At 43.8% G+C, this 7,111-nt stretch carries 7 protein-coding genes; 5 read left to right on the top strand and 2 right to left on the bottom strand.

What is annotated here, in order from left to right; translation table 11 throughout:
- The 5 genes from B3D59_RS06020 to B3D59_RS06000 all read left to right on the top strand — a co-directional run.
- Positions 1-828, top strand: an 828-nt coding sequence (locus tag B3D59_RS06020) for an ATP-binding protein (protein ID WP_286818419.1), incomplete at its 5' end; no start/stop codon positions are given.
- Between the two features lie 40 nt (positions 829-868).
- Complete coding sequence (locus tag B3D59_RS06015; RefSeq protein ID WP_286818417.1) at positions 869-3,076, top strand: chemotaxis protein CheA; 2,208 nt, start codon at positions 869-871, stop codon at positions 3,074-3,076.
- 36 nt (positions 3,077-3,112) lie between these two features.
- Positions 3,113-4,162 carry a protein-glutamate methylesterase/protein-glutamine glutaminase gene (locus B3D59_RS06010; protein WP_286818416.1) on the top strand — a complete coding sequence of 350 codons (1,050 nt, stop codon included), beginning with the start codon at positions 3,113-3,115 and terminating at the stop codon, positions 4,160-4,162.
- 28 nt (positions 4,163-4,190) lie between these two features.
- The gene (locus tag B3D59_RS06005; RefSeq protein ID WP_286818415.1) at positions 4,191-4,988 is read left to right on the top strand and encodes a CheR family methyltransferase; all 798 of its coding nucleotides are present in this window, start codon (positions 4,191-4,193) and stop codon (positions 4,986-4,988) included.
- 78 nt (positions 4,989-5,066) lie between these two features.
- On the top strand, positions 5,067-6,602 hold the full coding sequence (locus B3D59_RS06000; RefSeq protein WP_286818413.1) for a universal stress protein: 1,536 nt from the start codon (positions 5,067-5,069) through the stop codon (positions 6,600-6,602).
- Positions 6,603-6,678: 76 nt separating this feature from the next.
- Here B3D59_RS06000 and B3D59_RS05995 read toward each other — a convergent pair whose 3' ends face one another.
- The gene (locus B3D59_RS05995) at positions 6,679-6,807 is read right to left on the bottom strand and encodes a hypothetical protein (RefSeq protein WP_286818412.1); all 129 of its coding nucleotides are present in this window, start codon (positions 6,805-6,807) and stop codon (positions 6,679-6,681) included.
- Between the two features lie 76 nt (positions 6,808-6,883).
- A partial coding sequence (locus tag B3D59_RS05990; RefSeq protein WP_286818411.1) for a response regulator occupies positions 6,884-7,111 on the bottom strand: 228 nt, incomplete at its 5' end.

Here is a 7,111-nt window from a genome sequence, read left to right as displayed (position 1 = left end):
AATTTCCAATGCGGTTATATAATGGCAGACCCGACAAAACTGCACCAGGTCGCCATGAACCTGATGACCAATGCGTATCATGCCATCGCGCCGGACCATGGAGAAATATCATTAAGGCTTTGTGAAAAAGAATTCGGTCAGGAAGATATCCCGGCCTTTTCACTTAAACCCGGCCGATACGTGATGCTCACCGTTTCCGATACAGGTAAAGGGATTGACCCTGACATCAAAAACAGAATATTTGATCCGTACTTTACCACCAAGGAGAAAGGTAAAGGTACCGGATTAGGCCTCTCTGTTGTTCACGGAATTGTCCATGCGTATGGCGGTGAAATAAAAGTGTACAGTGAAGTTGGACAAGGAACGACTTTTAATGTTTATCTTCCTTTGATGGAAACATCGATTGAAATCCCAACCAAAAAAAAGATGAAAATCAACCCGATGGGAAATGAACATATTCTTTTGGTTGATGACGAACAACCGATTGTTCAGATGGAGAAAACCATACTTGAACGGCTTGGCTATCACGTAACATCCCGTACGGCAAGTATTGAAGCTCTGGAAGTGTTCAAGGCAAAAGCCGACACATTTGATCTGGTTATCACAGACATGACCATGCCCAACATGACCGGAGATCAATTGGCAAAAGAGTTGTTGGCCGTTAAGCCGGATATCCCTATCATCATACTTACCGGCTTCAGTGAAAGGATCAGCAAAGCTACAATAGAGACCATGGGGATAAAAGGACTCCTTATGAAACCTGTTGTGATATCTGATATGGCGCTGGAAATCCGAAGGGTATTAGATGAAAGCCAAAGCGTTGCTTAGGGATTATCCTAAAAATAAAATTTAAAATCCGGACAAAAACATGCCTTATGAAACCATAATATCAACTGACGAATACAGCGAGCTATCGGTAAAGCTGAACGAACTATCTATACTGATTGCCGGTTTTTGCCCAGGTGAAATCCCTGACCTGGGACTAATGCTCAACAACCTTGATGATCTGATCAATATTGCTAAAGGCATTGATCCTACAACTTTTTATGACATTTCAAAACGCTGCAAAAACTATGTAGAGAAGATGATCCTTAAAAACCTTGATGATACAAAACCGGTTGAAGAGGGCGTTGCCCTGTTGAAATCAATATTGTGTTATTTAAAAAAAGGTGAACCATTTACATTTGATTATGCAGATGTACTTGAGATGCTGGAAGAAAATTTGTCAGGAGATGTTAAAGAACAAACAGTGCAGGTCGAAAAAAAAGACGCCAATGATAACATTCAAAACGCACCTGAAAAAATTTCCGATGATGACATGGAAATCCTTACTGATTTTATTTCAGAGGCGCAAGAAAATCTGGATACCATTGAGGTCTCCTTGATTGAACTGGAACATGATCCAGTGAATACGGATATCATCAATGACATATTCCGGCCGTTCCATACAATAAAAGGGGTTGCCGGATTTTTATCCCTGACTAAAATTAACAAGCTTGCCCACGCAACCGAAAATTTGCTGGACAGTGCCCGAAGTGGTGATTTTATCATCAGCCATACGGTCACAGATATCATTCTGGCGTCTGTAGACACCCTTAAGGCGCTTCTGGACAAGGTAAAGCAGGGTATTCAGACAGGCTACAGAGAGTCGGATGATGATATTGATGTTGACTCTTTAAGGAGCCGGCTCAAGCAACTTCAGATATCGCTTACCAAAGGAGAAAAAGAGCCTTTGGGGGAAATCCTTGTCCGTAAAAAAGAGCTAAGTCAATCCGACCTTGATCAGGCACTTGAATTTCAAAATAAAAATTCGGTAAAAAAACTCGGGGAGATTCTGGTTGAAGAAAAAAAGGTGAAACCTAAACAGGTTGCCTCAGCCTTGATGGAGCAGTCTTGCGTTAAAAAGAAAATGGATGTGCAAGTAAGGGTCAGCACCCAGAAACTGGATGATCTCGTGGATTATGCCGGAGAACTTGTTATTGCGCAATCCATGCTCCGACAGCAGACTAAAGAGGATGTCATTGTTAGTAAGACTGTTTCCCAATTGGGACAGATCGTAAACCATATGCAGAATATCGCCATGTCCATGCGTATGATCCCGATTCAGGCAACATTTATGAAGATGATCCGTCTGGTCCGCGATCTTTCCCGAAAATCCGGTAAAGAGATCCATTTATCCATGACCGGGGAAGATACTGAGATTGACAGGAATGTCGTAGATGCCCTTTATGAGCCTATGGTGCATATGATCAGGAATGCCTGCGACCATGGAATTGAAGCAACATCTGAACGATCAAAAACAGGCAAGCCTGCCCAGGGCAATATACATCTTTGCGCCTATCATAAAGGCGGGAATATTATCATTGAGATTGAAGATGACGGCAAAGGCCTGGACAAAGATAAGATATTGGAAAAAGCCAAATCAACCGGACTGATTAAAGGCGATGAGCAAATGACCGATACCCATGTTTTTGATCTGATCATGCAGCCGGGATTCTCCACGGCAAAAGAGATAACAGACATATCCGGTCGCGGGGTGGGCATGGATGTGGTTAAAGATGGTATTGAAAAATTTCGCGGTCATCTTAACATTGCGTCGAAAAAAGGAAAGGGTACTAAATTCATTATCAGCCTGCCGCTGACTCTTGCGATCATTGACGGTATGCTGATCGGAGTGGATGATCAAAGATATGTCATCCCCACCATTGCTATTCAGAAAGCTTTCAAACCACGGCAGGGAGAGTATTTTACTGTAAAAGGCAAAGGTGAAATGGTCAAAGACCGTGGCAATCTGATCCCTCTAATACGATTGAATGAAATTTACGGGACCAGTAACAACAAAAAATCCATAGACGCGTGTTTGGTTGTGGTGGTTGAATCAAAAGAGGAAAAAAGAGCAATCTTGATAGATGAGCTTCTGGGTAAAGACGAGTACGTCATCAAAAGTCTCGGCCACAGTATGAACGATATTCAAGGTATAGCCGGCGGTGCGATTCTGGCTGACGGAAAAGTGGGACTGATTTTAGATGTAGACGGAATTTTTTCCATTGTTGCTCAAAGGCCATTGGAGATCTGATGGTCAATATATATTAATTATGGATGAGGATTTTTAATGGCTAACGATATCAAGGTTCTGGTGGTCGATGATTCTGCAGTTGTGAGAAAAGTATTCAAAGAGCAGTTAAATAGACAAAAAGGAATAACTGTTATTGATACGGCACCAGATCCCTACGTAGCCCGGGATAAAATTGTAAAGTTAAACCCTGATGTTCTCACGCTTGACATCGAGATGCCCCGCATGGACGGTATCACCTTCTTAAAAAAGTTGATGAAGTATTATCCACTTCCGGTGATAATTGTCAGTTCTTTGACAAAAAAAGGCAGTAAGCTTGCCATGGAAGCCTTGTCAATTGGTGCATTGGAGGTAATTTCCAAACCCAATTCGGCTTATTCTGTCGGTGATATGAGTGTGCAGCTTGCAGAAAAGATCCGGGCAGTCCATGGTGCGGAATTAAAAAAACGAGGCGGGGATAACCAATCAAGGGCGTCTATGGGCCAAACACCCCTGGCATTGGCAGAAACTACAAATAAGATCATTGCTATTGGGGCATCCACTGGTGGAACCGAAGCGATTAAAAAAGTATTGACCTCAATGCCGCAAAATTCTCCCGGTATGGTCGTGGTGCAACATATGCCTGCCCAATTTACCACCTCGTTTGCAGAACGTTTAAATGAACTGTGTCAGGTGAACGTCAAAGAAGCCCGGAACGGAGATACGGTAACAAACGGAGAGGTCCTTATCGCCCCGGGTAATTATCACATGCTTTTAAAAAGAAGCGGGGCCCGATATTACGTGGAGGTTAAAACCGGCCCACTTGTTCATTATCAGAGGCCGGCGGTTGATATCCTGTTTCGATCCGTTGCAAGGTATGCCGGCGCAAATGCACTGGGTATCCTTTTGACCGGTATGGGAAAAGATGGGGCCGAAGGTTTGCTTGAGATGAAAAAAGCAGGGGCCGTAACGATTGCCCAGGACGAGGCGTCCAGTGTTGTGTATGGGATGCCCAAAGAGGCCAAGCAGATTGGCGCGGTTGATTATGTTGAAGATATTTTAAAGATTGCTGATCGAACATGCTCTGTTTTGCAAAAATTGTTTGCTTAATTAAACCTTGGAAGGAAATCTAATAAAAATGGATTCGGTCACCTTTACATCAAATGAATTTATTGAACTCAAAACCCTTGTCTACCAGATCTGTGGTATCAATTTGCACGAGGGAAAGCTGGAGTTATTAAAATCCAAGGTTGCAAAAAGAATGCGACTGACCAAAATGAATATTCATGAATACTTATCTCATTTAAAATCAAACGAACGTGAAGTTATTGAATTCATTGATACGGTGACAACCAATCATTCGTTTTTCTTTAGGGAAAATGAAAGTATTGAGTATATTGTCGATCATTTCAATCGAAATCCCCAAAAAGCTAAAAAACAGTTTAAGATATGGTGCGCAGCCTGTTCTACAGGGGACGAACCGTATACCATCGCAGTTCAATTAGAAAACTTGGGGCTGTCATACACCATTCTTGCTACAGATATCTCCCATTCTGTTTTGGAAGTTGCGGCCAGGGGAATCTATAAAAATGATAAAATCAAGAACGTGCCAAAACCGATCTTACATAAATTCTTCCAGAAAGGCGTCGGCAAATACAAAGATCATATAAAAATCAAAAAAAAAATACAGCAACAGATAACCTTTAAAAAATTCAATTTAATTTCGGACATAATGAAACAAACGGATTTTGATCTTGTGTTGTGTCGAAATGTAATGATCTATTTTGATAATCAAACAAGCGAAAAAGTTGTAAATAAACTGTACAAATCAATTTCACCAAATAACTTTTTCGCTATAGGAAATGCGGAAAGTTTGATGAATATGAGGCATAAATTCAAACCTGTAAAAGGCATGCCAAGTCTCTATCGTAAGTGAATTGTCGTCAATGTTTAATCCAACGGATAATTCGAAACGTTATTCATTTAACCTTTAATACAAAAGGATAATTTAATTATGTGGAAACTGCTGCAGAAAATCAGTAAAAATTTGAGCCTGGCGATTCCGGCAATGATGCTGGCCGGGTTCATATTCGGCATTTTTATGGATGCCGCTTTTTTAAAATCCCTGATTATTCCCTTCACCTTTTTGATGGTCTACCCCATGATGGTGACCCTGAATATCCAGAAAGTATTTGAAGGCGGAGATGTGAAGGCCCAGGTGCTTACCCAGGCGATCAACTTTGGCGTAGTCCCTTTCCTGGCCTATGGTGTAGGTTTGATCTTTTTTAAAGACCAACCCTACATGGCCCTAGGTCTGCTTCTGGCAGGGCTGGTACCCACTTCGGGCATGACCATCTCCTGGACCGGATTTGCCAAGGGCAACCTGGCGGCTGCCGTAAAAATGACGGTTATCGGTCTGACCCTGGGCTCCATTGCCACTCCTTTATATGTCCGCATGCTCATGGGCACAAGCATTGAAATTGACATGGCAGCTATTTTTAAACAGATCGTGGTCATTGTCTTCATTCCCATGGCAGCCGGTTACCTGACCCGCCGGTCCCTGGTAAAAAAACACGGGGAAAAGAGATTCAAGACATCGGTGGCACCCAAATTTCCGCCGCTCTCCACCCTGGGCGTCGTGGGCATCGTATTCATTGCCATGGCGCTTAAGGCCCGGACCATTGCCTCAGACCCCAGCATGCTTGCCTACATCCTTCTCCCTTTGGTGATCATTTACGGATTCAACTTCATCTTCAGCAGCTTTGTGGGCAAACGGTTTCTGCCCAGAGGTGATGCCATTGCACTTGTTTACGGCTCAGTCATGCGCAACCTCTCCATTGCCCTGGCCATTGCCATAAACGCATTCGGCAAACAAGGCGCCTCGGCGGCCCTGGTAGTGGCTGTAGCATATATCGTTCAGGTCCAATCTGCGGCCTGGTATGTTAAACTGACGGATAAAATATTTGGACCGGCGCCTTTGGACGACGAAGAGCCTTCAAAAACAGCGCCTGAAAAAGTGGCAAAGCCTGTCTCTGAGGCCCCGGAAGAACCCCAAATTTCCATGGTCGCAGACATTAAAAAAATCCTTTTTGCCACGGACATCACGCCTGCGGCAAAATATGCGGCCCGCTATGCCTGTACCATCGGTAACAAATTCAACGCAAAGGTGTGGGCCATCCACGTGGTACCGGATCTTTTAGCAGAATATTCGGCAGGTGCCGGTGTTACCATAAAGGACCCTGAAAAACAGGAGGCGTTCAACCGGGAGGCGGTTAAAAATGCTGAAAAAATTCTTGAAGAACGCATCCGAACCACGTCGGAAAAGGTAATCCGGGAAATCTCAGCCTGTCCCTTATCAAAGGACCGCATAATTGTCAAAACAGGTGATCCTGTGGAAGAAATTACCAAAGCGGCGACCCAGGGAAATTTTGATTTGATCATCATGAGCACCCACGGAGATCAAGGTATTGATGATATCCTTTTAGGCAGCACAGCCCAAGGTGTTATCCATGCATCAAAGATTCCTGTCCTTGTGGCACGTCCATCCTGACACGCTTTTAATCTTATTGTCCCGCTTTTTTTAAAAAAAATGCGGGACATTTTTTCACATTTTTCTAATCCTGTCTTCACATGGTTTGGTCCCGGGACAGGGGTTTTAGATGATAGCGAAGGTTGATCCTGTTAACCAGATCCGCCAGGCTTGCCCGTTTGAGTACCGTAGCCAGCGATTCCTGACCGCTGAAAATAATTTTCAATCGCAGATCCCCCTCCACCCCGGTACTGATCAAGAGCCTGAGATCAATTAATCTCTGGCCACCGGGATTGAATCGGTTATTTCCGATCCAGGACGGCTCTGACTTTGACGCCCAGGTCCGTCTTTGAGAAGGGCTTTTGAATGAACTGCACGCCTTCATCCAATACACCATGGTGGGCGATCACATTCGCTGTATAGCCGGACATGAACAATAGCTTGAGATTCGGATAAAGCGACAGCAGGTTTTTTGCCAGGTCCCGACCGTTCATCTCGGGCATCACCACATCGGTCATGAGCAGGTGAAT

Origin of the sequence: Desulfobacter sp. UBA2225 (assembly GCF_002348205.1) — a bacterium.
GTDB lineage: Bacteria > Desulfobacterota > Desulfobacteria > Desulfobacterales > Desulfobacteraceae > Desulfobacter > Desulfobacter postgatei.
Note: the sequence above shows the minus strand (reverse complement) of the source record. Positions and strands in the feature narration are given on the sequence as shown.